This window comes from Thermoanaerobacterium sp. R66, assembly GCF_028895185.1.
Classification (GTDB): domain Bacteria; phylum Bacillota; class Thermoanaerobacteria; order Thermoanaerobacterales; family Thermoanaerobacteraceae; genus Thermoanaerobacterium.
In genome coordinates this window covers 1748015-1770551 of sequence record NZ_JAEUWW010000001.1, presented here as the reverse complement: position 1 = coordinate 1770551, position 22537 = coordinate 1748015, and the positions used below count along the sequence as shown (strand labels likewise).

Here is a 22537-nt window from a genome sequence, read left to right as displayed (position 1 = left end):
CCTTATTTTACACTGCAAATGAAATCTATAAACTTCTTATGAAGATCTGACAAGTATTTGTCTTTATGATATATGATATTGAATTTTCTCGTGAATTTTATTCCTTCTATTTCTATTTTTATAAGCTTTGAACTTTTTAATTCTTCATTTAGAGCTAACTTTGATATTACTGAAACACCTAAGTTTGCTTCGACTGCCTTCTTTATTGCCTCGATGCTGTTTAGTTCCAGTTTAATGTCGTATTCTATGTTGTGGGATTTCATTGTATTTTCAAATATTTCTCTCGTGCCGCTGCCAACTTCCCTCATAATGAAATCAGCTTTTGACAAATCATCCATCTGGATGATATTCTTTTTTGCCCATTGATGTTCTTTTGAGCATATAAGGTATAGTTCATCATCTAACAAATGTTTTTTTTCGATGCTATCGGAGTGTATTGGACCTTCTACTATTCCAAGATCTATTTCGCTATTAAGTATCATATTTACTATTTCCGTTGTATTGCTTATGCAAAATGGCAATTCCACATTTGCATATAGTTTCAAAAATTTGCCGATTATTTTAGGCAACAAGTATGTGCCGACGGTTCTGCTGGCACCCAGCTTAAGCTTTCCTGCCTTGGTATCGGATATATTCTGTAATGTGTTTTCAGTTTCCATCAACAAGAGATTGATTTTTTTTCCGTAATCTCTTAAAATTTCGCCTGCATGTGTCAATACAAGCTTTTTGCCTATCCTATCAAAAAGCTTCACATTGTACTCTTCTTCCAGCTCGGAAATTGCCTGACTTATAGCTGGCTGTGTCATGTAAAGGTGTTTTGCGGCTTCAGACATGCTGCCGTACTCACATACAGATAAGAATATATTCAATTCTCTAAAATTCATAATAAATCACCAGCCATAAGCAATAACTTATATATTTTATAATATTATATTATTTTACTTATATAAAAGCAAGCATTACAATAAGATTTAGATGTAATGGCATTAAAAAGATAAAAGGAAGTGCGTTATCATGGTTTTAAAAGAAGGTAAAATAGGAAATATAAGATTGAAAAACAGATTTGTCATGCTGCCAACTGTCACAAATTTATCAAATGATGGATTTGTCAGTGAAAAAGAGATAGGCTATTACGACAGAAGGTCGAAAGATGTTGCTTTAGTCATAGTTGAGGCATCGTATGTAAATAAGTTTGGCAAGTTTTTCAAAAACCAGTTAGGGATAGACGACGATGATAAGATTGATGGGCTTAAAAAATTAGCAGATGTCATTCATGGCAACGGTGCAAAAGCTGCGGTGCAGATTGCTATGCACAACCCTAAATACAAGCCATCAGATTTTACTGTAGAAGACATAAAAGGGTTTGTGAAGGACTTTGTGAATGCTGCAAAAAGAGCGAAGAAAGCAGGGTTTGATGCTGTTGAGCTTCATTTTGCACATGGATGGTTTGTAAATCAATTCTTATCGCCAAATGTAAACACGAGAGATGATGAATACGGTGGAGATTTCGATGGAAGGGCCAAATTTGCATTGGAGATATTAAAGAGTGTAAAAAGTGAAGTTCAAGACATGGCAGTAATTTGCCGTATAAATGGAAGCGACTATACAAATGGCGGATTTGATATAGAAGAAAGTCTAAAACTTGCGAAGCTTTTAGAAAATTATGGTGCAGATGCAATAAATGTTTCATCAGGTGTAGGTTCTACGTCAGAATACCACATATCGCCAATGGGTATAGATGATAAACCACTTATAGACTACGCGAAGAAAATAAGAGATAGTGTTTCGATTCCTGTAATTGCTGCCGATAAGCTGGGTGCAGCAGACGATTGGGAAGCCATCATAAGAGATGGTTATGCTGACTTTATAGGCATTGCAAGAGGCCTTATAGGAGATCCTGATTGCGTTTCTAAATATATCAATGGGAAAGCTGATGAGATAAAATACTGTATCCACTGTAATCAGGCATGTATCGCATATATACAGAAAGGTCTTCCTGTATCATGCATGATGAACCCTGCTGTAGGCAGAGAAAAAGAGTTTGATGCGATCGCAGAAAATAAGCTTAATGTGGCTGTAATAGGCGGTGGTCCTGCTGGCATGTCCGCTGCTTTGTACTTGGCGAAAAAAGGACACAATGTGGAGCTATTTGAGAAGTCGGATGCACTGGGAGGACAGTTAAAAGTGGCAAAGGTGCCTCCGCACAAGTCTGAAATAGGAAAAGTAGTAGATTATCTTGAAACTGATTTAAAAAAGTACGGTGTAAAAGTCAATCTGAATCGAGAAGTTTCGTGCGATGAACTGAAAAATATGAATTATGACAAGGTAATAATTGCAACAGGCTCAATTCCAAAGGAATTGACGATTAAAACGGATGTAGTGCCTTATAAAGCCATAGATGTTTTAAGTGGTAAAATACCACAAGGGACGAAAATAGCTGTAATAGGCGGAGGTTTGACAGGGCTGGAGACGGCAGAATACCTTGCAACAATAGGTAAAAGCGTTACAGTATTAGAAGAGCTTGATGAAGTAGGTAAAGACATATACGCCATGAATAAGAAGCTTTTGATGGAAAGGTTGAAAAATCTCGGTGTAAGAATCGTAACAAACGCAAAAGTAGATGTGATAAACAATGGGAAAATTGTATACAATAATGGCGCTGAAGTCGCATCAGACGATGTGGTGATTGCAATAGGCAATAGCCCTGATGAAACATTTAAAAACTGCATAAGCGACAACATGATTTTTATAGGCGACTGCAAAGAAGTAGCAACAGCAGTAGAGGCAATAAGGGATGGCGCAGAAGTGTCACTTATAATTTGAAAAAGAAGGTGACGATTATGACGGTAGATAAAACCTGATGTATTTACTGATGAATTAATTAAGTTTTTGAATCAAGATTAAGTATGCAAAAATAAAGAAGTAATCATATGAAATAAATTTATTGTCATAAGAAGCTTTAAAATTTAAACCGCTTTGGATTGGGTTATACCAGAGCGGTCATTTTTTTTAAAATTTTTTTTGTTTTAAAGAAGGATTTTTTAAATTTGTGTAGAATATATAATATATAATGTTTGTTGGACAGACAAACGAATAGAAGGAGGAAATTTTATGAATAAATATTTTGAGAATGTATCTAAAATAAAATATGAAGGGCCAAAATCAAACAATCCCTATTCTTTTAAATTTTACAATCCTGAGGAAGTAATCGATGGCAAGACGATGGAAGAGCATCTCCGCTTTTCTATAGCTTATTGGCATACTTTTACTGCTGATGGAACAGATCAATTTGGCAAAGCTACCATGCAAAGACCATGGAACCACTATACAGATCCTATGGACATAGCAAAGGCTAGAGTAGAAGCAGCATTTGAATTTTTTGATAAGATAAATGCACCTTTCTTCTGCTTCCATGACAGGGATATTGCACCTGAAGGGGACACTCTTAGAGAGACGAACAAAAACTTAGATACAATAGTTGCCATGATAAAGGACTACTTGAAGACCAGCAAGACGAAAGTTTTGTGGGGTACTGCAAATCTTTTCTCAAATCCGAGATTTGTGCATGGTGCATCAACATCGTGCAATGCTGATGTTTTCGCATATTCCGCAGCGCAAGTCAAAAAAGCCCTCGAGATTACTAAGGAGCTTGGCGGCGAAAACTACGTATTCTGGGGTGGAAGAGAAGGATATGAAACACTTCTCAATACAGACATGGAGTTTGAGCTTGACAACTTTGCGAGATTTTTGCACATGGCTGTTGACTATGCAAAAGAAATCGGCTTTGAAGGCCAGTTCTTGATTGAGCCGAAGCCAAAGGAGCCTACAAAACACCAATACGATTTTGATGTGGCAAATGTATTGGCATTCTTGAGGAAATACGATCTTGACAAATATTTCAAAGTGAATATAGAGGCAAACCATGCGACATTGGCATTCCATGACTTCCAACATGAGCTAAGATATGCAAGAATAAACGGTGTATTAGGATCAATTGACGCAAATACAGGTGATATGCTTTTAGGATGGGATACAGACCAGTTCCCTACAGATATACGCATGACCACACTTGCCATGTATGAAGTCATAAAGATGGGCGGATTTGACAAAGGCGGCCTTAACTTCGATGCAAAAGTAAGACGTGCTTCATTTGAGCCAGAAGATCTTTTCTTAGGTCACATAGCTGGAATGGATGCTTTTGCAAAAGGCTTCAAGGTTGCTTACAAGCTTGTGAAAGATGGCGTTTTCGACAAGTTTATCGAGGAAAGATACGCAAGCTACAAAGATGGCATTGGCGCTGATATTGTAAGCGGAAAGGCTGACTTCAAGAGCCTTGAGAAGTATGCATTAGAGCACAGCCAGATTGTCAACAAATCAGGAAGACAAGAGCTATTGGAGTCAATCCTAAATCAGTATTTGTTTGCAGAATAATGAAACATGAGGGCAGCTTCATGCTTCATTAAAGCTGCCCTTAACAAAATCATGGAGGTAAATGTATGTATTTTTTAGGGATAGATTTAGGAACATCATCAGTTAAAATAATACTGATGAATGAAAGCGGTAATGTGATATCAAGCGTTTCAAAAGAATATCCTGTGTACTATCCAGAACCAGGCTGGGCAGAACAAAATCCAGAAGATTGGTGGAGTAGCACAAGGGATGGAATAAGAGAGATTATTGTAAAAAGCGGCGTAAATGGCTATGACATAAAAGGCATCGGCTTAAGCGGACAGATGCATGGATTGGTGCTTCTGGATAAAGACAATAACGTTTTAACACCGGCCATACTTTGGTGTGATCAAAGGACACAGGAAGAATGCGACTACATCACCGAAAAAATAGGGAAAGAAGGTCTTCTGAAGTACACTGGAAATAAAGCATTGACAGGCTTTACTGCACCAAAGATATTGTGGGTAAAGAAACACCTTCCGGATGTATATGAAAGAATCGCTCATATCCTTTTACCTAAGGACTATATAAGGTTTAAATTGACGGGTGAGTACGCTACAGAAGTTTCAGATGCATCAGGTACACTTCTCTTCGATGTGGAAAATAGAAGATGGTCAAAAGAAATGATAGACATATTCGAAATACCGGAAAAAGCCCTTCCTAAGTGCTATGAATCGACAGATGTCACAGGGTATGTCACAAAAGAAGTATCAGATTTGACAGGGCTTCATGAAGGTACTATCGTCGTAGGTGGTGGTGGTGACCAAGCCAGCGGCGCTGTTGGAACCGGTACAGTGAAAAGTGGCATAGTGTCCATCGCATTGGGTACTTCAGGCGTCGTATTTGCATCACAGGATAAGTACGCAGCAGATGATGAGCTTAGGCTTCACTCATTCTGTCATGCGAACGGCAAATGGCATGTGATGGGTGTAATGCTTTCGGCTGCATCATGCCTTAAATGGTGGGTGGATGATGTAAATAATTACAAGACTGATGTTATGACATTTGACGGACTCTTAGAAGAAGCAGAAAAGGTGAAACCAGGCAGTGATGGACTAATATTCTTGCCTTACCTTATGGGTGAGAGGACGCCATACAGCGATCCTTATGCGAGAGGTAGCTTTGTAGGTTTAACTATTACTCACAATAGAAGCCACATGACGAGATCTATATTAGAAGGTGTAGCATTTGGACTTAGGGATTCGCTGGAGCTTATAAAGGCTTTAAATATACCTGTAAATGAAGCCAGGGTAAGTGGTGGTGGCGCTAAAAGCAGGCTTTGGAGGCAAATACTTGCCGACATATTCAATGTAAGAATCGACATGATAAATGCTACAGAAGGACCTTCATTCGGTGCAGCCATAATGGCATCTGTAGGATATGGTCTTTACAAAAATGTAGATGACGCTTGCAATAGTTTAATAAAAGTTACAGATAGCGTATACCCAATCCAAGAAAACGTCGAAAAGTACAACAAGCTGTATCCAATCTACGTAAGCTTATATTCGAGGCTTAAAGGTGCATTTGAAGAAATTGGGAAGCTGAATTTGTAAAGTTTGACTTAAAATTGACAACTAAATTGTTGAAATAACAGATAAAATCGTCTCCCATCTTTAGATGGGAGACAATTGCTATTGGAGTATATATTTTAGAATTGAATAAAGTCATTGAAAATTCGTCAAATTGTTAAACTTTTGTACGTGTTTTTCGATTATTATGTTAAGGCCGTATCATTGAGAAAGCACATTTTAATATGGTATAATATGCTGGTGAAAACGAAGTATTGCAAGGTGATTAAATGATAACAGGTGATCAATTGCTGATAAAACAAATTAATAAATCCATCGTCTTAAACACTATCCGCAAAAAAGGCATAATATCCAGGGCTGACTTAGCAAATATTACAGGGCTTAATAAATCAACAGTTTCTTCTTTGGTTGATGAACTTATAAAAGAAGGCTTTGTAGAGGAAGAAGGGCCCGGAGAGTCAAAAGGCGGCAGAAAGCCTATAATGCTTATGATAAATAGCCTTGCTGGTTGCGTCATTGGTGTCGATCTTGATGTGAATTATATTCTCGTCATTTTGACAGACATACTTGCAAACATATTGTGGCAAAAGCGGATACATTTAAAGATCGGCGAAAGCAAGGAAGACATCATATCTAAGATGCTGGAACTTATAGATGAGGCTATAAAAAATTCGCCAAATACGGTGAAGGGAATATTAGGCATAGGCATCGGTGTGCCTGGTATTACAGATTATAAAAGAGGCGTTGTGCTAAAAGCTCCAAACTTGAATTGGGAAAATGTGGAGCTTAAAAAGATGGTAGAAGAGAGATTCAACTTAAAAGTGTATATAGACAATGAAGCTAATACAGGTGCTATAGGTGAGAAGTGGTTTGGAGGAGGCAGAAACGCCAAAAATTTTGTCTATGTCAGTGCAGGCATTGGCATAGGTACAGGAATCATAATCAATAATGAGCTCTATAGAGGCTCCAGTGGGTTAGCAGGCGAGATAGGGCACATGACAATTGATATAAATGACCACATGTGCAGTTGTGGAAACAGAGGTTGCTGGGAAAACTACGCATCCGAAAAATCTCTTTTCAGATATATAAAAGAAAAGCTTGAATCAGGACAGGAAGATGACTTTATAGACAGTGAAAATATTGATTCTCTTGATATAAACGATATTGCAGGTTATGCAGAGTTAGGAAGCAAGCTTGCTATCGATGCTATAAACGAAATTTCTAAGAATTTAAGCGTTGGAATTGTAAATATAGTTAATACATTTAATCCAGACTTGGTGCTTATAGGCAATACATTATCTGCTATTGGCGATATGTTGATAGACGCTGTCAAAGAGTACGTGAGAGAAAAATGTCTTGTATCAAGGTACAATGATGTTGCCATCGAGATATCAAAGCTTGGAATGCTGGAAAGAGCTATAGGCGCTGTTACACTTGTCATATCTGAAGTGTTTTCATATCCCGGATTGTAAAAGCGAGGTAAGGCATGTAAGTTCTTCCTCGCTTTTTTTGTTAATTATAGTATAATATTATTAAGACTATTGATAAAATCTTGAATATTTTTATCAATTGCGAGAGGAGAGATATGATGAAGATCACTTTTTTAGGTGCTGCGAAGGAAGTAACAGGTTCGTGCTATCTTGTGGAGACTGAAAAATCAAAATTTCTGATAGACTGTGGCATGTTTCAAGGAAGCGAAATAGAAGATGAGTACAACTATCAAGAGTTTGCATTTGATATTGAAGACATTGATTTCATGCTTTTGACACACGCTCATATAGATCACAGTGGAAGGATTCCACTTCTATATAAAAGAGGATATAGAAAAAAGATATACGCAACTAAAGGCACGGTAGATCTTTGTGAATACATGCTGCAGGACAGTGGGCATATACAGCAGATTGAAAACGAATGGAAAAACCGCAAAAGAAAGAGGGCGGGAAAAACGCTTAGGATGCCGCTTTACACTGCTGACGATGGAAAAGCGGCAATGCAGCTTTTTTACGGTGTCAATTATGATGAGATAATAGAGCCATCAGATGATGTAAAAGTAAAGTTCAATGATGCAGGACATATGCTGGGTTCATCTATATTGGAGATTTGGGTAAAAGAAGGTGGAAAAGAGACGAAGGTGGTTTTTTCGGGGGATCTGGGAAACAAAAATATACCGATTTTGAGAGATCCTGCGATAATAGATGAGGCAGATTATCTTGTGTGTGAATCCACATACGGTGATAGGCTGCATGAAGACGTAGGCGACAAAGCCAAAAAGCTTATGGAGATAATAAAAAAGACTATATCAAGAGGAGGCAATGTGATAATCCCATCATTTGCCGTAGGAAGGACACAAGAACTGTTATATGAGATACACAAAGATGAGGAACTTTACAAAAATGAGATAGAGTATATAAGTAAAGTGCCTGTGTACGTAGACAGTCCCCTTGCTACATCTGTCACAGACGTCTTTAGAAAGCATCTTGACTATTTCGATGATGAAGCCAGAAGATATGTGGAAAATGGTGATTATCCATTGGATTTTCCAAATTTGCATTTTACACATTCGGCAGAAGAATCAAAGGCGCTTAATGACCTTAAAGAGCCTGTCATAATTATTTCAGCCAGTGGCATGTGTGAAGCTGGCCGCATAAAGCATCACTTAAAGCACAATCTTTGGAGATCTGACAGCACAATAGTGTTTGTAGGTTACCAGGCTAAAGGTACCCTTGGCAGGAGAATATTAGAAGGTGAAAAGACTGTGAATATATTTGGAGAGGAAATAACAGTCAATGCGGAAATCCAAAACATAGAAAGCTTCTCTGGGCATGCTGATCAAAAGGGTATTATGGATTGGATATCGTCATTTAAGAAAAAGCCTAAGAAAATATTTATTGTTCACGGCGAAGATAGTGCTCAAAAAGTACTTTCAGAGAAGATAAAAGATGTGTTTGACATTGAAACGATCATTCCATCAAAGTACGATACGTATGACTTTGAGTCCGATGAAGTAAATGTAGCAGAGATTGCATTGCCTTCAGATGAGGAGATATTGAAGCAGATAGAAGAATTGAGGGCGGAAAATGATAAGATTCTGTCAAGGCTTAAAGACATCATAAGTCAAAATAGAGGAAAGGTGAAAGAAGTCGGCAGCGATTTGGCAGCAATGTCAGATGTATTGTCCAGATTAAAAAGAAGATTTAGCTAATTATTGTGCGCCATAGTGCGCACTTTTTTTATAGAAATAAATTTGTTTACATTAAATAAAAAAAGAAGGATTTTTAAATTTAATGTAGAATATATTATATATACCGGTTTCGTAAACTGGTTTCTAAAAAACAAATGTTGGTGATGACATGAGCAATGATAACTTTAAAATCACGATCGATTATGTGGCGAAAAAAGCAGGTGTCTCAAAGACGACTATCTCCCGGTTTTTAAACGGCCGATTTGAGTACATGTCAGATGCTACAAGGGAAAACATCAAAAAGGTCATAGATGAGCTTAACTATAGGCCCAATAATCTGGCTCGCAGCTTAAAATTGAATAGGTCGAATCTCATAGGCGTACTTGTGTCAGACATAGGTAACCATTTTTCGTCAATCCTTGTGAAAGGCATAGAAAAAGTCTTAAAAGAAGACGGATATAATTTAATAATAGCCAGCACAGATAATGATGCCACAAAAGAGCGAGAGTACATCTTATCACTTTTAGATAACAATATAGATGGGCTTATAATAAACACAGCAGGTGGTAATGACGAGTTTTTGATAGAACTGTCTAAAAAAGGCTTGCCTGTAGTATTAGCTGATAGAAGCATAAAAAATATGGTATTTGATACCGTTGTTGTCAACAACTACGAAGTTACGTCTGAGCTTATTTTGCACCTTATAAAAAATGGATATGAAAGAATAGGATTTTTTACTGAAAGGATAGGCGATATTAGCACCAGAACCGAAAGAAAGCAGGCATTTACAGATGTCTCAAAAAAATACGGAATAGATAACAACAATTTGATATTTGAAGTAGACGATGATTTAAGCAAAATTGAAGAAAATATAGTATCAATGATGAGAGACTATAGGAAGTGCAGGACGGCATTATTTGCCGTAAATGGTGTTGTGCTTTTAAATGTACTGCAAGTCATAAATAAGATTAATTTAAAGGTACCTGGTGATGTTGCCGTATGTGGTTACGACGATTGGGGATGGGCGTCCCTTATACCGCCAGGAATTACTACCATATCGCAGCCTACCTATGAAGTTGGCGTGGAATCAGCTAAAATGCTTATTGACAGGATAAGTAGAGGCGATGAATTTGAACCTAAGAAGGTTGTTTTGAAGGCAGAGCTTGTAATAAGGGGATCTACAAGATCTCATTAAATAAATATAAAGAAAGGATGATTTCTGTGAGTTTTAAGGAAATAAAAGAGAAAACAAAAGGCGGGATATTTTCAGTCATAAGGTGCAAAGATTATGAATTGGGGCTTAAAATGGCAGAGAAAGTCATAGAAAGCGGCATAAACATAATAGAGATAACCTACACTGTGGAAGGTGCAGGAAAGCTTATTAAGGAGCTTAAAAGGAAATACCCTGATAAGATAATAGGTGCAGGGACGGTATTGGAGTTAAGTCAGGCAGAGGAAGCTGTAGGAAATGGTGCAGATTTTGTGGTGACACCCTGCATTGTTGAGGAAGTTGCAGCATATTGCAAGGAAAATGATGTATTTTTCTCGATGGCAGCAGCTACAACTACGGAGATGTATAAAGCTTACAAAATAGGCTCAGAAGTCATTAAGCTTTTCCCTGGAGAATTTGTCGATTCAAAGATAATAAAATCTCTCAAAGGACCATTTCCATTTCTGGAGTTCATGCCTACAGGCGGCGTAAATGACGAGAATATAAATGAGTGGTTTGAAAACGGCGCATATGCAGTTGGCGTAGGCGGTTATCTGACAAAGGGAATAAACTTTGACAATTTGGATCTTTTAGAGGAAAGAGCAAAAAGGCTCGTAAATGCATTGAAGCAAATTGGATAAGTAGGTGATACATTTTGGCAAAGGTTTTATTGGCAGGAGAACCTATGGCATTGTTCATTGCAGATGAAGAAGGTACCCTTGACAATGTCAGCAAGTTTACGAAGGCATTGGCAGGTGCAGAAGCAAATGTGGCCATAGGTTTAAGCAGGCTGGGGCATAATGTTAAATACATTACGAAGCTTGGAAACGATCCTTTTGGCAAGTACATTTATAATAAATTGTTGGAAGAAAAAATCGACGTTTCATCGGTAAAATTTACTGATGAGTACCCGACAGGTTTTATGCTTAAATCAAAGACATCAAAAGGAGATCCAGACATATTTTACTTTAGAAAGGGTTCTGCAGCATCCCACATGACACCAAATGACATTGATTGTGATGCGAGTGAGATCAATCACATACACATTACAGGCATAACAGCAGCTCTTTCAAAAGACACATTGAATACTGTCTACAAAATGATTCAGATTGGAAAAGAAAATGGCATAAGGATTTCATTTGATCCTAATATACGAAAGAGCCTTTGGAAAAGTGAAGATGAGATGGTGGCAACGTTAAACGACATCGCATCTAATTGCGATATTGTAATGCCAGGCATAAAAGAAGGCTTGATTTTGACAGGTTCAGATGATGTTGATGTCATAGCTGATTTTTACTTAAGGCGAGGAGTTGATGCTGTCATTATAAAGATTGGCGACAGAGGAGCATATGTCAAGACAAAAGATGAGAGCTTTACTGTAAGTGGGTATAAAGTTGAAAAAGTAGTTGACACAGTTGGTGCTGGAGATGGATTTGCAACAGGTGTAATAAGCGGGCTGTTAGAAGGGCTTACGCTAAAAGATGCAGTAAAAAGAGGCAATGCAATAGGTGCGATAATAATTATGTCGCCAGGTGACAACGATGGACTTCCATATAGAGATACATTGGAAAAATTTATGAATGAAAATTAAATGTGAGTGTTATCAGATAGATAAATATACCGTCAAGACTAAAAGTCGAGGCGGTATTTTTGTTTTTAAAGATACAGTATAATATATAGTGCAAATTTGCCATAATTGATTTGAAAAATGTTAAGCTTTTCAAGCAAGACAAATGATAATATAATTGATAATGAAAGAGGTGATAATTATCATACTCAATGAAAGATGCACACATATACTAATAAAGCTTGTTAATTCAAGCCTCCCGGTCAAGATCACTGAACTGGCCAGTTCATTTAAGGTAAGCTCAAGGACGATAAGATACGACCTTGATGCAATTGATGAATTTTTAAAGTACAATAGTTTGCCACAATTGATAAGAAAACCAAATGTAGGTGTGAAATTTTCTGAATCATTGGAAGACAGAAAAAAAGCATTAGAGATTTTAGACGACGTAAGTATTTACCATTATGCGCTTTCGCAGAAAGAAAGGGTTAACATTATTTTAAGCAGCCTTATGGGACAGAAAGATTATACGACGATAAATACGCTGGCAGACAAATTATTGGTGTCAAGAAGCACTATAATAAATGACCTTGATAAGGTGAGGGAATGGCTTTTAGAGCATGGGCTTGAGCTTAAGTCAGTGCCAAAGTATGGATTGAAAGTCATAGGTGATGAAAAGAAACTTAGAAAAGCCGCTATAGAGCTTCTTACGGAAACGGTAGATATAGAAAAGGTGCTTGACATCGTAAAATCGCCTATGTACACGAAGATAAACGTAGGCATGGACAACGAAATAAAAAGGCTTTTTCAAAATATTGATATATCGTACATTGAGGAATGCATAAGAATTGCGGAAAATGAATTGGAGACGGTATTTTCTGATGCAGCCTTTACAGGGTTAGTTGCTCATATTGCAATCGCTATAAAGAGGATAGAGCTTGGAAGAGACATCATAATGCCTACAGAAGAATTAAAATCGCTGGAAATGACGAAGGAATTCAGCGTCGCTTCAAATATAGCCAAGATGCTTGAAAAGCATTTTAATGTCAACATACCTATAGACGAGATCGGCTATATAACTGTCCATCTATTGGGAAGCAATGTGACAAATAAAAAAAGCAACAAAGATAAAAATTGGCTTGAACTGGAACTTATTACGAAGAAAATTATAAGCAATGTAGAAAGAGAAGTAAATATAGACTTATCCAGAGATGTGCAGCTTTTTGAAGGGCTTTTAGAGCATGTAAGACCTACAATATACAGGTTAAGCCATGGCTTAGATCTGAAAAATCCAGTATTGGATGAAATAAAAAGGAATTACAGCAGGCTTTTTGAAATAGTGAAAGGTTGTCTAAAACCTTTAGAGGAATATGCAGGAAACAAGCTTAATGATGAAGAAATCGGTTATTTTGTGATGCATTTTGGTGCAGCGATAGAGAGGCAAAAATCACCGGTGATGAATAGAATGGATGTGCTTGTTGTATGCGGCACAGGAATCGGAACGGCAAAGATGCTGTCATCAAGGCTTCAATCGGTTTTCAATGTAAATATAAAAGGAACTGTTGCATACCATCAAGTAAAAGACCAATTAAAGAAAAAGCATGTTGATTTGATAGTGTCTACTGTTCCAGTGAATGCGGAAGGAATTAAGACTGTAGTTGTAAATCCCTTGTTAACTGAAAATGACATTGAGAAGTTGAAATTGTTTATAAGAAATGACAGGACATATGCAATTAAGTTAGACGATCTAATTGAAATTATTGAGAAGCATTGCAGTATTTTAAACAGGCAAAAACTGATCGAAGAACTTAAAGAATTCTTAGATATAGAAGATGTAAACGAAGAGAGAGGAGTTGCAGAACCATTGTTAAAAGACCTTTTGACAGAAAAGACGATAAAGCTGAATGTTGAAGTAAAAGATTGGGAAGAAGCAGTGCGGATTGGAGGTGAACTTTTAGAAAAAGAAGGTGCTATAGAGCATAGGTATATAGACGCAATGATAGATTCTGTAAAAGAGATAGGACCGTATATCGTCATTGCACCTGGTATAGCAATGCCACATGCAAGACCAGAATCAGGAGCTAAGAAAATAGGCATGAGCCTCATCACTCTTAAAAATCCAGTCAACTTTGGCAATAAGGAAAACGATCCAGTAAAAATAGTCGTATGCTTGTGTGCAGTTGACCATTCATCACACTTAAAAGCATTATCGGAATTGGTGGAATTGTTGGGGGATGATGAGAAAGTCGAATACATGCTAAAATGTGTTGATTCTAAAAATATTTTAGATTATATCAAAGATTGTGAGTTAAAAGGTGAGAAGCATGAAAAGTTTAGAATATATTGAAGTCATTAAGAATAAAATAGATAAAATTTTTATAGAACAAAGAGAAATATTGAATAAGATTGAAGATATTGTCGCTGATAGTATTTCAAAAGGATATACTGTAGACATATTTGGTTGTGGCCATTCTCATATATTTGCAGAAGAAACTTTTTATAGAGCCGGAGGATTAGCATGTGTAAATCCTATATTAGAACCAGTATTGATGTTACATGAGGGTGCAGAAAAAAGCAGTAAGTTAGAGCGTATGAATTATCTTGGAGAGATAATTTATGATAACTTTAATTTAAGAAAAGGTGATGTACTTTTTGTATTTTCGACTTCCGGTAGAAATCCCGTTAGCATTGATTTTGCCATAAAAGCCAAAAATAATGGTTTGACAACTGTAGCCATAACGTCACTAAAATATTCAAATGCATATTCTTCTAAACATATTAGTGGGAAAAAATTATACGAAGTTGTTGATTATTATATCGATAATATGTGTGATGTTGGGGATGCTTCAATTAGCATAGATGGGCTAAAAGTTAAAATAGGTCCAACATCGACCATAATTGGGGCAACGATCATAAATAGTATTTTTATTGATGTGGCTGAAAAATTAGCAACAAAGGGTGTTGATGTTCCTGTATTCATGAGTGGGAATATAGATGGTTCGGATGAATTTAATAAAAATTTGATAAATAAATATAGACCATTAATTAAAATGTTATAGTTTTTGTTAAATACGTTCTCAAGAGGTGTTGAATATGAATAAATTGAAAATATTAACGGTTTGTGGTGTTGGTTCAGGGACTAGCTTAATATTGAGGATGACGGTTGAGGATATTTTAAGTGAAAACGGAATAAAGGCTGAAGTCAGTGCATGTGATGCTGGAACAGCTGCAAGTGAGCCGTGTGATTTAATTTTGACATCTAAGGAAATAGCTAAAATTATCAGAAGAGATGATGTTCCTGTAGTGATTGTAGACAATTTTATAAATAAAAATGAGATAAGTGGCAAATTGATGCCATTTATTAAATAATTTTAATGAGGAGAGGAGTAAATATATGCAAGTTCTAAATTTTGTTGTTACGCAGATTTTCCAGCAACCAGCGATCTTCATGGCTTTAATAGCATTTATTGGTTTGATTTTGCAGAAAAAGAGTTTTAGTGACATACTTAAAGGGACATTGAAAACAGCCATTGGCTTATTGATCATGACATCTGCGGCCGGCATTATAACAAATACAGTAAATCCTTTAGCAACGATATTCAACCATATTTATGGTATAAATCAGGTAAATAATACAGGCATAGGCACAAATGAAGTTATTACAAAGTATGGTAGTGTTATTGGTTTAGTTATGCTTGGAGCATTTATCATAAATATATTAGTTGCTAAATTTACAAGATTGAAATATGTTTGGTTAACAGGACATTTACTATTTTGGATGTCCTTTGTATGGGTGGCAGTTTTGGTTGATGCTGGTGTAAAGGGAGCTGCTTTAATAGTATTTGGTATTATATTAATGGGGTTATATATTACTTTCATGCCAGCTTTAGCGCAACCATTTATCAGAAAAATTACAGGTGGAAATACATTTGCGTATGGTCACACGTCTACTATTGGCGCTGTTTTAGGAGGATATATTGGTGGCTTAGTAGGCAATAAAAAGAATGATACTGAAAATATAAAAATATCTGATAGCTTGGATTTTTTTAGAGATGTGACAATATCAACAGGACTGGTAATGACGGTAGTTTATTTGATAGCAGTTTTAATTGCAGGGCCTGTTTTTGTTGAGCAAAAAATAAGCAATGGTCAAAATTTTATAATTTACGCACTTATCCAAGGCTTAACATTTGGCGCGGGAATTACAATTTTACTTACTGGTGTCAGAATGTTTATAGCAGAAATCGTTCCTGCATTTAGAGGAATTACAATGAAATGGATACCAAATGCAATTCCAGCTCTTGATTGTCCCATGATTTTCCCTTATGCACCGACTGCAGTTATGATTGGTTTTATAACAAGCTTGATAGTAGGGATAATATCAATTTTAATATTAGGTTTTACTGGATATCCATGGGTTGTCTTACCTGCTATGATACCATTCTTTTTTGATGGCGGTCCTGCCGGTGTCTTTGGAAATTCGACTGGTGGTTTAAGAGGCGCAATTGTTGGTGGAATAATTGCAGGATTAATAATCATATTTGGTCAAGCATTTGTATTACCTGTTGTTGCACATACAATTACTGATTTTATGAGATGGGCTGGTGATACCGATATGGTAACACTTGGTTCTATTCTTGGATGGATTTTGAAAATTTTTGGAATATAATATGTGAAAGTAACAAAATGAAGCTGCTGATTAAAAGTCAGCAGCTTTTAATATTCAATACTTATCTGTGACAACACCTAATGATGATGCCTTTATAAAAGGTAAACCTCTAAGAGATTTTAAGGTTTCTGCAGTACCTGTTACGACGACGCCTTGTATCTTTAAATCTTCCTTCTTTATTTTTCCATTCTTGTCTTTTAGATTATCGTAAATCCTTTTAACTTCAGACTTGATGCCATTTACCTTATGAATATCTGTTTTAAGTTTTTCTAACTGATTTATATTGTTTTCGATTGCTCCTATAAAAAGTTCTTCTGGATTTTTTAATCTGTCTCCATTGCTGTCATAGACCTTTATGCCGTATGCGGCTTTTTCAGAACATACATCTGCTGGATTATCTACATCAATTGTCTTTCCGTCAGGAAGCTTTTGTTTATTTTTATGTGGTTCATGTGCTTCTTTTTCTTTGCTATTTAGATCGTCAACCCAATACCACGTTAAAGTTACGTTTTTTGGCATCATTTTATTTACTTCGTCGATGTTGTAGGCTTTATCAAAAGATAATGCCATCTCTATATATTTGTCATTTCCTATGTCCTCCAGTAGATTTAGATCATTTTTGTACATTTTGTATTTTACGTATGGATAGAAGAAAATCATTTCCCTTTGACCAAGTTCGTTGTACGTAGGTTTATTTAAACTGTCTTCATCAAAACTTTCTCCCCATACTATAGCCGGTGAATTGATAGCCTGTACGTCCACAGTGTTGAAAAGCCCATAGCTGTATTCCTGTTGACCTGTATAAACTACTTTGCCTTCTATTATCTTGTAAGTTGAATAAACTGTCTTGCCTCCAAAGATTCCTTCATATCTTATTGATTTTCCTATATACATGTCAGGAGCAGAGATATCGTTGAATACTGATAAGGCAAAACTTATATCAGAGCTTTCTGACTGTGTTACCTTGATTCCTATAAAGACGGTGTTTATTGAAACAATTAATATGACTATCAAACTTATAACTGTAGTTCTTAGAATAGAGCGCCATTTTGCTTTTTTAATTGCTTTATTAAATTTATCATTCTTTGTACTTTCAAAAATTTCATCAAGTTCTTTCTCATCATTATTTATATTTTTTTCATCTGCCATAATTCGATACCTCCCATAATTCTTTAAATTTGTTTCTTGCACGGTAAAGATATGTTTTTACTTTGTTTTCATCCAGATTTAAGATCTCGCCTATTTCTTTATAAGATAATCCAACAAAATACTTAAAAATCAAGAGGGTTCTATAGCTTTCCTTTAATAGACCAAGGACTTTATGAACGTTTGATTTTAATTCTTCATTAAGCACGTGTTCTTCTATCATTCCATCTGAATAGAGGCTATTAAGGATTTTATCATCGATACCGATTTCCTCCTTCTTTTTCCTATTGTACAGATTATAATATTTGTTTATTGATACTTTAAACAGCCATGGATAGATGTCGTCTGTGTTTATGGAGTCAACATACTCAACAACTTTGCAAATGGTATCTTGTACGATGTCTTCTGCATCTTCATAAGATGCACCGATTTTAATGAGATATTTGTAAATTATGGCCATCTTATCTATTAAGAAGTCTTCAAACCTCTCATCTTTCATGACTGACCTCCCCAGTATAATGTCTGATGCATTCTATATAACGGCGCCGTTTTTGTTCTTTCATTAATATAACAAAACAGATAAACAAATGTATACAAACTTTTAAAATTTATTTTATTAAGCAAACTATAAATAATAATGGCTAAATAATCCTTTACCTTCTTGACAATTAATTAACATACTGATATAATTTTCGTAGAATGCATTCGGTGAACATGTTCAATAAAATTAAGAAAAGAAGGGGACTTTTTATGGACAAAAAGTACAGCATTCTCTTTGATGAAGTGTCCATCGGAAGCTGTGTCATCAAAAATCGTTTTGCAATGGCTCCTATGGGACCATTAGGGCTTGGTGATTCCGAAGGTGGTTTCAATCAAAGAGGAATTGATTACTATGTTGAAAGAGCTAAAGGTGGTACAGGACTTATCATCACTGGCGTTACTTTTGTTGACAATGATATAGAAAAGCATGACATGCCTAATTGCCCATGCTCTACGCATAATCCAGTTCATTTCATTAGGACTGCTCGCGAGATGACGGAGAAAATACACGCTTATGGTTCTAAGGTGTTTTTACAATTATCTGGTGGATTTGGAAGGGTCACGATTCCTACAAATTTAGGAGAACATCCGCCTGTTGCGCCATCGGCTATCCCACACCGCTGGCTTGACAAGACATGCCGTCCTCTTACAAAAGAGGAAATTCGCAGGATAGTTGTGCAGTTTGGCAAAGGTGCCTACAATGCGAAGCGAGCAGGATTTGACGGCGTGCAGATACACGCGGTACACGAAGGATACCTTTTAGACCAATTTGCCATATCTATGTTTAACAATCGAACAGATGAATACGGCGGAAGCCTTGAAAACCGGCTGCGCTTTGCAAGGGAAGTCTTGGAGGAGATAAAAAGCACATGTGGCAGTGATTTCCCGGTGACGCTAAGGTACAGTGTAAAAAGCTTCATCAAAGATTGGCGTAAAGGTGGCCTTCCGGGTGAGGAGTTTGTAGAGAAAGGCAGAGATATCGAAGAAGGTATAGAGGCAGCTAAGCTTTTGGTTGAATACGGATACGACGCTTTGGACGTAGATGTAGGAAGCTACGATGCATGGTGGTGGAGCCATCCGCCAATGTACCAAGAAAAAGGCCTTTACATCCCATATGCAAAGATGGTAAAAGATGTAGTAGACGTGCCTGTAATATGCGCAGGACGTATGGATAATCCAGACCTTGCATCAGACGCTGTAAGAGATGGAGCATGCGACATAGTATCACTTGGCCGTCCACTTTTGGCTGATCCTGATTATGTAAATAAGCTTAAAGCAGGTGATACTGCTTCTATACGCCCTTGCTTATCATGTCATGAAGGATGTATGGGACGCATACAGGAGTATTCCGCATTAAACTGTGCAGTAAATCCACAGGCATGTCGCGAAAGCGTTGAGAGGCTTATACCGACACAGCACAAAAAGAAAGTCTTAATTGTAGGTGGCGGTGTAGCAGGATGTGAAGCAGCTCGCGTATTAGCACTTCGCGGACATGAGCCAATCGTGTATGAAAAAACTGATAGGTTGGGTGGAAACCTTATTCCAGGCGGCGTGCCATCATTTAAAGAAGATGATCATGCGCTGGTGGCTTGGTATGAGAATGAACTTAAGAAGTTAAACGTAGAAGTCCATCTAAATTCAGAATTAGATGCTGATGATGTCATTAATTTTGGCGCAGATGCAGTGATAGTCGCCACAGGTTCAAAGCCAAAAGTATTTTCACTGGGAGAAGGACCTTTATATACCGCTCAAGATGTGCTATTAGGCAAAGTTGATATAGGGAATGATGTTGTTGTAATTGGCGGTGGACTTGTAGGGTGCGAGACAGCGCTGTGGCTTAAAGATATGGGCAAAAATGTGACGATAGTTGAGGCGCTTCCAAAGCTTTTGGCTGTAAATGGCCCATTGTGCCATGCAAATAGCGATATGCTAAAAGAATTGATACCTTTTAAAGGAATAAAGACTATAACATCTGCAAAAGCTACTGCATATGACGGAAAGGTGCTTAAAGTGAATACGCCTGATGGTGATATAGACATCGCAGCAGATACAGTTATTCTTGCGGTTGGATATGCCCCGTCTGATTCTCTGTATAGAGAAATAAAGGATAAAATTTCAAACGTGTATCTTATAGGCGATGCCGGCAATGTTTCTAATATAATGTATGCAATATGGAATGCCTTTGAGGTTGCTAAAAATATAGATTAGAAGAACAGGAGAGAGATTGGTGCCAGAAAGTTTAACTTCCAGAGAAAAGCAGGCCATTGCCACTAAAAAGAGGATATACAGTTGCGGTGTAGAGCTTATAAAAAAACACGGGTATGACAACATAACTGTAAAAGACATAGCAGAAAAGGCCAATGTTTCTATAGGAAATTATTATCACTACTTTAGATCCAAATATGATCTTTTAGTGGAGATATTTAAGCATGGCGATGAATTTTTTGAGGCTGAAGTGCCGAAGATCTTAGAGGCTTATACAGACTGCAAGGATATATTGGTTCAGTATTTTCTCATATATGCCAAGCTTGCAATAAATGATGGAGTAGATATGGCAAGAAATCTGTATATTCCTACGAATAAGATGTTTTTAACACATGGGCGTTCTATGCAGAATATGCTTATTCAAATATTAAAAAATGAGCAGGAAAAAGGCAAGATACCCGGCACTTTTAACTGTGAGGAAATTACAGAGAAGCTATTTATTGTAGCGAGAGGTGTAATATTCGACTGGTGTTTAAAAGACGGAAAAACTGATCTTTTAGCTGAGATGGAAGACATAATATCCAGAATGGCAGAAAGCTATATTGAAAAGTAGAATAAAGATATTTCTTTTGGTTTACAAGTCATAAATTTGTGTTATAATAAAAAGCTAATATTATTTCTAACAGTTTAAGCGTTAGCTCGAAAATTTTGTACAAATCTATTTGGCGGTTTTGTTTCCGCCTTTTTTTTATTGGTGGACATTAGCTTTATCTCCCTTTCTTTGGAGGCTATGGCTATTAAGTGTAAGAGTATATTTCATTGTATTATTCCCTTTAATGCTATATAATGAAATATGGCATTATTGATAAGGGAGGAAAAAATGCAGATATTTATTGTTGTTTTAAATTACCTTTTGATGCTTTTAATAGGTCTTGTCGATAACATAAAAGGTCCTGTATTATCGCCAATTAAGTCGTTTTACAATGTTGATTATACGTACATTGGGCTTCTTCTGTTTATAGGAAGCCTTGGCTTTATCATAGCTTCGTTTGTTGGTGGGATGATTGTAAATAGATATGGCAGCAAGATGGCATTGTCCTTAGGACTTGTCTTTATCATCATAGGGATTTTAGGGTATTTTGCATCACCGATTTTCTTTGTGTTTTTGATTTTCTTCTTCTGCATGAATTTTGGCATAGGGATGCTGGAGATAGGCATAAATGCCACTGCTGCAGTTGCATTTTTGGTTAATCAGGCCATAATGATGAACCTTTTGCATTTCTTTTACGGCTTAGGTGCTACGATTTCGCCAAATGCGGCAGGAAGGCTTGTGGCTTTAAAGTATTCATGGCAAAGTATATATCTTTTTGGAGGCATTATAGCTTTTTTAATGCTTATTGTGGTTTTGTTTACGAGATTTCCTGGCACAGTTAAATATGTAGGTAGCGGTAAAGTAAAATATTTGGATGTACTAAAAGATAGGCATGTCATTTTGTTTTCAGTCATGTTAGGATTTTACATCGCATCAGAGGTCGGCATAGGCAACTGGGCTGTGACGTACCTTAAAGGATCTTACGGCATGAACAGCGTAAAAAGTTCTATGTACTTGTCGCTTTTCTTTGCTGCTTTTACAATAGGCAGACTTTTAGGCGGGTTTGTGGTTGAGAAAATAGGGTATATAAAAAGCATATTTATATTTGCATCATTAGCAGCATCTTTTGTGACCTTAAGCATGGTAAGTCAGGATTTATCGATTCTTCTGTCTATGGCAGGTTTATTTTACTCTATAATTTATCCTACGACTATGGCATTGGCAATGAAGAGCTTTAAAGAAAATACAGGTGTTGTCATAAGCGTCATAGTTACTGTAAGTTCGTCTATAAACATGGTAGCCAATTTTATAATAGGGAAGCTAAGCGATTTATTCGGCGTGTTTGTGGGATTTTCATTTATCGTAGTTTTTATGGTGCTGGTGATTGTAATGCTTAATGTTCTTCAGTCATCGCTTAAACTGTATTCTAAATAAAAAGCTCCCGATTGT

General features: G+C 36.7%; 18 protein-coding genes. 15 read left to right on the top strand and 3 right to left on the bottom strand.

The features are described 5' to 3' along the window. Positions 1-2: 2 nt before the first annotated feature. Positions 3-884, bottom strand: a complete 882-nt coding sequence (locus JJQ93_RS08925) for a selenium metabolism-associated LysR family transcriptional regulator (protein ID WP_274893523.1) — start codon at positions 882-884, stop codon at positions 3-5. Between the two features lie 130 nt (positions 885-1014). Here JJQ93_RS08925 and JJQ93_RS08920 point away from each other — a divergent pair, with 130 nt between their 5' ends. The 12 genes from JJQ93_RS08920 (at position 1015) to ulaA (ending at position 16605) form a co-directional block, all read left to right on the top strand. After that, positions 1015-2823, top strand: coding sequence for an NAD(P)/FAD-dependent oxidoreductase (locus JJQ93_RS08920; RefSeq protein WP_274893522.1), 1809 nt, complete (start codon positions 1015-1017; stop codon positions 2821-2823). A gap of 288 nt (positions 2824-3111) precedes the next feature. After that, positions 3112-4431, top strand: coding sequence for a xylose isomerase (gene xylA, locus JJQ93_RS08915; protein ID WP_085113082.1), 1320 nt, complete (start codon positions 3112-3114; stop codon positions 4429-4431). Positions 4432-4496: 65 nt separating this feature from the next. Continuing rightward, complete coding sequence (gene xylB, locus JJQ93_RS08910) at positions 4497-6002, top strand: xylulokinase (RefSeq protein ID WP_274893521.1); 1506 nt, start codon at positions 4497-4499, stop codon at positions 6000-6002. A gap of 245 nt (positions 6003-6247) precedes the next feature. Beyond that, positions 6248-7450, top strand: coding sequence for an ROK family protein (locus JJQ93_RS08905; RefSeq protein WP_350494223.1), 1203 nt, complete (start codon positions 6248-6250; stop codon positions 7448-7450). Positions 7451-7566: 116 nt separating this feature from the next. Continuing rightward, on the top strand, positions 7567-9180 hold the full coding sequence (locus tag JJQ93_RS08900; RefSeq protein WP_274893519.1) for an MBL fold metallo-hydrolase RNA specificity domain-containing protein: 1614 nt from the start codon (positions 7567-7569) through the stop codon (positions 9178-9180). Positions 9181-9328: 148 nt separating this feature from the next. Beyond that, on the top strand, positions 9329-10354 hold the full coding sequence (locus tag JJQ93_RS08895) for a LacI family DNA-binding transcriptional regulator (RefSeq protein WP_274893518.1): 1026 nt from the start codon (positions 9329-9331) through the stop codon (positions 10352-10354). A gap of 26 nt (positions 10355-10380) precedes the next feature. Beyond that, entirely contained in the window at positions 10381-11010 is a 630-nt protein-coding gene (locus tag JJQ93_RS08890) for a bifunctional 4-hydroxy-2-oxoglutarate aldolase/2-dehydro-3-deoxy-phosphogluconate aldolase (protein WP_274893517.1), read from the top strand. A 14-nt stretch (positions 11011-11024) separates the two neighbouring features. After that, the gene (locus JJQ93_RS08885; RefSeq protein WP_274893515.1) at positions 11025-11960 is read left to right on the top strand and encodes a sugar kinase; all 936 of its coding nucleotides are present in this window, start codon (positions 11025-11027) and stop codon (positions 11958-11960) included. Between the two features lie 160 nt (positions 11961-12120). Continuing rightward, entirely contained in the window at positions 12121-14283 is a 2163-nt protein-coding gene (locus tag JJQ93_RS08880) for a BglG family transcription antiterminator (RefSeq protein ID WP_274893514.1), read from the top strand. Continuing rightward, the gene (locus tag JJQ93_RS08875) at positions 14261-14995 is read left to right on the top strand and encodes a sugar isomerase domain-containing protein (RefSeq protein ID WP_085113075.1); all 735 of its coding nucleotides are present in this window, start codon (positions 14261-14263) and stop codon (positions 14993-14995) included. Before JJQ93_RS08880 ends, JJQ93_RS08875 begins: the two co-directional genes overlap by 23 nt. 34 nt (positions 14996-15029) lie before the next feature. Next, positions 15030-15305: a PTS sugar transporter subunit IIB gene (locus JJQ93_RS08870; RefSeq protein ID WP_274893513.1), complete on the top strand. Its 276-nt coding sequence runs from the start codon at positions 15030-15032 to the stop codon at positions 15303-15305. Between the two features lie 25 nt (positions 15306-15330). Further along, positions 15331-16605 (top strand): PTS ascorbate transporter subunit IIC, encoded by a 1275-nt coding sequence (ulaA, locus tag JJQ93_RS08865; protein ID WP_274893512.1) that lies wholly within the window; start codon positions 15331-15333, stop codon positions 16603-16605. A 54-nt stretch (positions 16606-16659) separates the two neighbouring features. Here ulaA and JJQ93_RS08860 read toward each other — a convergent pair whose 3' ends face one another. Beyond that, entirely contained in the window at positions 16660-17754 is a 1095-nt protein-coding gene (locus JJQ93_RS08860; RefSeq protein ID WP_274893511.1) for an anti sigma factor C-terminal domain-containing protein, read from the bottom strand. Beyond that, positions 17744-18250, bottom strand: a complete 507-nt coding sequence (locus JJQ93_RS08855) for an RNA polymerase sigma factor (RefSeq protein ID WP_274893510.1) — start codon at positions 18248-18250, stop codon at positions 17744-17746. Before JJQ93_RS08855 ends, JJQ93_RS08860 begins: the two co-directional genes overlap by 11 nt. A 251-nt stretch (positions 18251-18501) precedes the next feature. Here JJQ93_RS08855 and JJQ93_RS08850 point away from each other — a divergent pair, with 251 nt between their 5' ends. The 3 genes from JJQ93_RS08850 (at position 18502) to JJQ93_RS08840 (ending at position 22522) form a co-directional block, all read left to right on the top strand. After that, positions 18502-20499, top strand: a complete 1998-nt coding sequence (locus JJQ93_RS08850) for an oxidoreductase (protein ID WP_274893509.1) — start codon at positions 18502-18504, stop codon at positions 20497-20499. Positions 20500-20518: 19 nt separating this feature from the next. Beyond that, complete coding sequence (locus JJQ93_RS08845) at positions 20519-21109, top strand: TetR/AcrR family transcriptional regulator (RefSeq protein WP_274893508.1); 591 nt, start codon at positions 20519-20521, stop codon at positions 21107-21109. Positions 21110-21376: 267 nt separating this feature from the next. Beyond that, on the top strand, positions 21377-22522 hold the full coding sequence (locus JJQ93_RS08840) for an MFS transporter (protein WP_274893507.1): 1146 nt from the start codon (positions 21377-21379) through the stop codon (positions 22520-22522). The last annotated feature ends 15 nt before the right edge of the window (positions 22523-22537 follow it).

Bases quoted from the DNA above. Each gene is read 5' to 3' on its own strand.
- JJQ93_RS08925 (WP_274893523.1), bottom strand. From the start codon at position 884: ATGAATTTTAGAGAATTGAATATATTCTTATCTGTATGTGAGTACGGC.
- JJQ93_RS08920 (WP_274893522.1), top strand. From the start codon at position 1,015: ATGGTTTTAAAAGAAGGTAAAATAGGAAATATAAGATTGAAAAACAGA.
- xylA (WP_085113082.1), top strand. From the start codon at position 3,112: ATGAATAAATATTTTGAGAATGTATCTAAAATAAAATATGAAGGGCCA.
- xylB (WP_274893521.1), top strand. From the start codon at position 4,497: ATGTATTTTTTAGGGATAGATTTAGGAACATCATCAGTTAAAATAATA.
- JJQ93_RS08905 (WP_350494223.1), top strand. From the start codon at position 6,248: ATGATAACAGGTGATCAATTGCTGATAAAACAAATTAATAAATCCATC.
- JJQ93_RS08900 (WP_274893519.1), top strand. From the start codon at position 7,567: ATGAAGATCACTTTTTTAGGTGCTGCGAAGGAAGTAACAGGTTCGTGC.
- JJQ93_RS08895 (WP_274893518.1), top strand. From the start codon at position 9,329: ATGAGCAATGATAACTTTAAAATCACGATCGATTATGTGGCGAAAAAA.
- JJQ93_RS08880 (WP_274893514.1), top strand. From the start codon at position 12,121: ATGAAAGAGGTGATAATTATCATACTCAATGAAAGATGCACACATATA.
- JJQ93_RS08875 (WP_085113075.1), top strand. From the start codon at position 14,261: ATGAAAAGTTTAGAATATATTGAAGTCATTAAGAATAAAATAGATAAA.
- JJQ93_RS08870 (WP_274893513.1), top strand. From the start codon at position 15,030: ATGAATAAATTGAAAATATTAACGGTTTGTGGTGTTGGTTCAGGGACT.
- ulaA (WP_274893512.1), top strand. From the start codon at position 15,331: ATGCAAGTTCTAAATTTTGTTGTTACGCAGATTTTCCAGCAACCAGCG.
- JJQ93_RS08860 (WP_274893511.1), bottom strand. From the start codon at position 17,754: ATGGCAGATGAAAAAAATATAAATAATGATGAGAAAGAACTTGATGAA.
- JJQ93_RS08855 (WP_274893510.1), bottom strand. From the start codon at position 18,250: ATGAAAGATGAGAGGTTTGAAGACTTCTTAATAGATAAGATGGCCATA.
- JJQ93_RS08850 (WP_274893509.1), top strand. From the start codon at position 18,502: ATGGACAAAAAGTACAGCATTCTCTTTGATGAAGTGTCCATCGGAAGC.
- JJQ93_RS08840 (WP_274893507.1), top strand. From the start codon at position 21,377: ATGCAGATATTTATTGTTGTTTTAAATTACCTTTTGATGCTTTTAATA.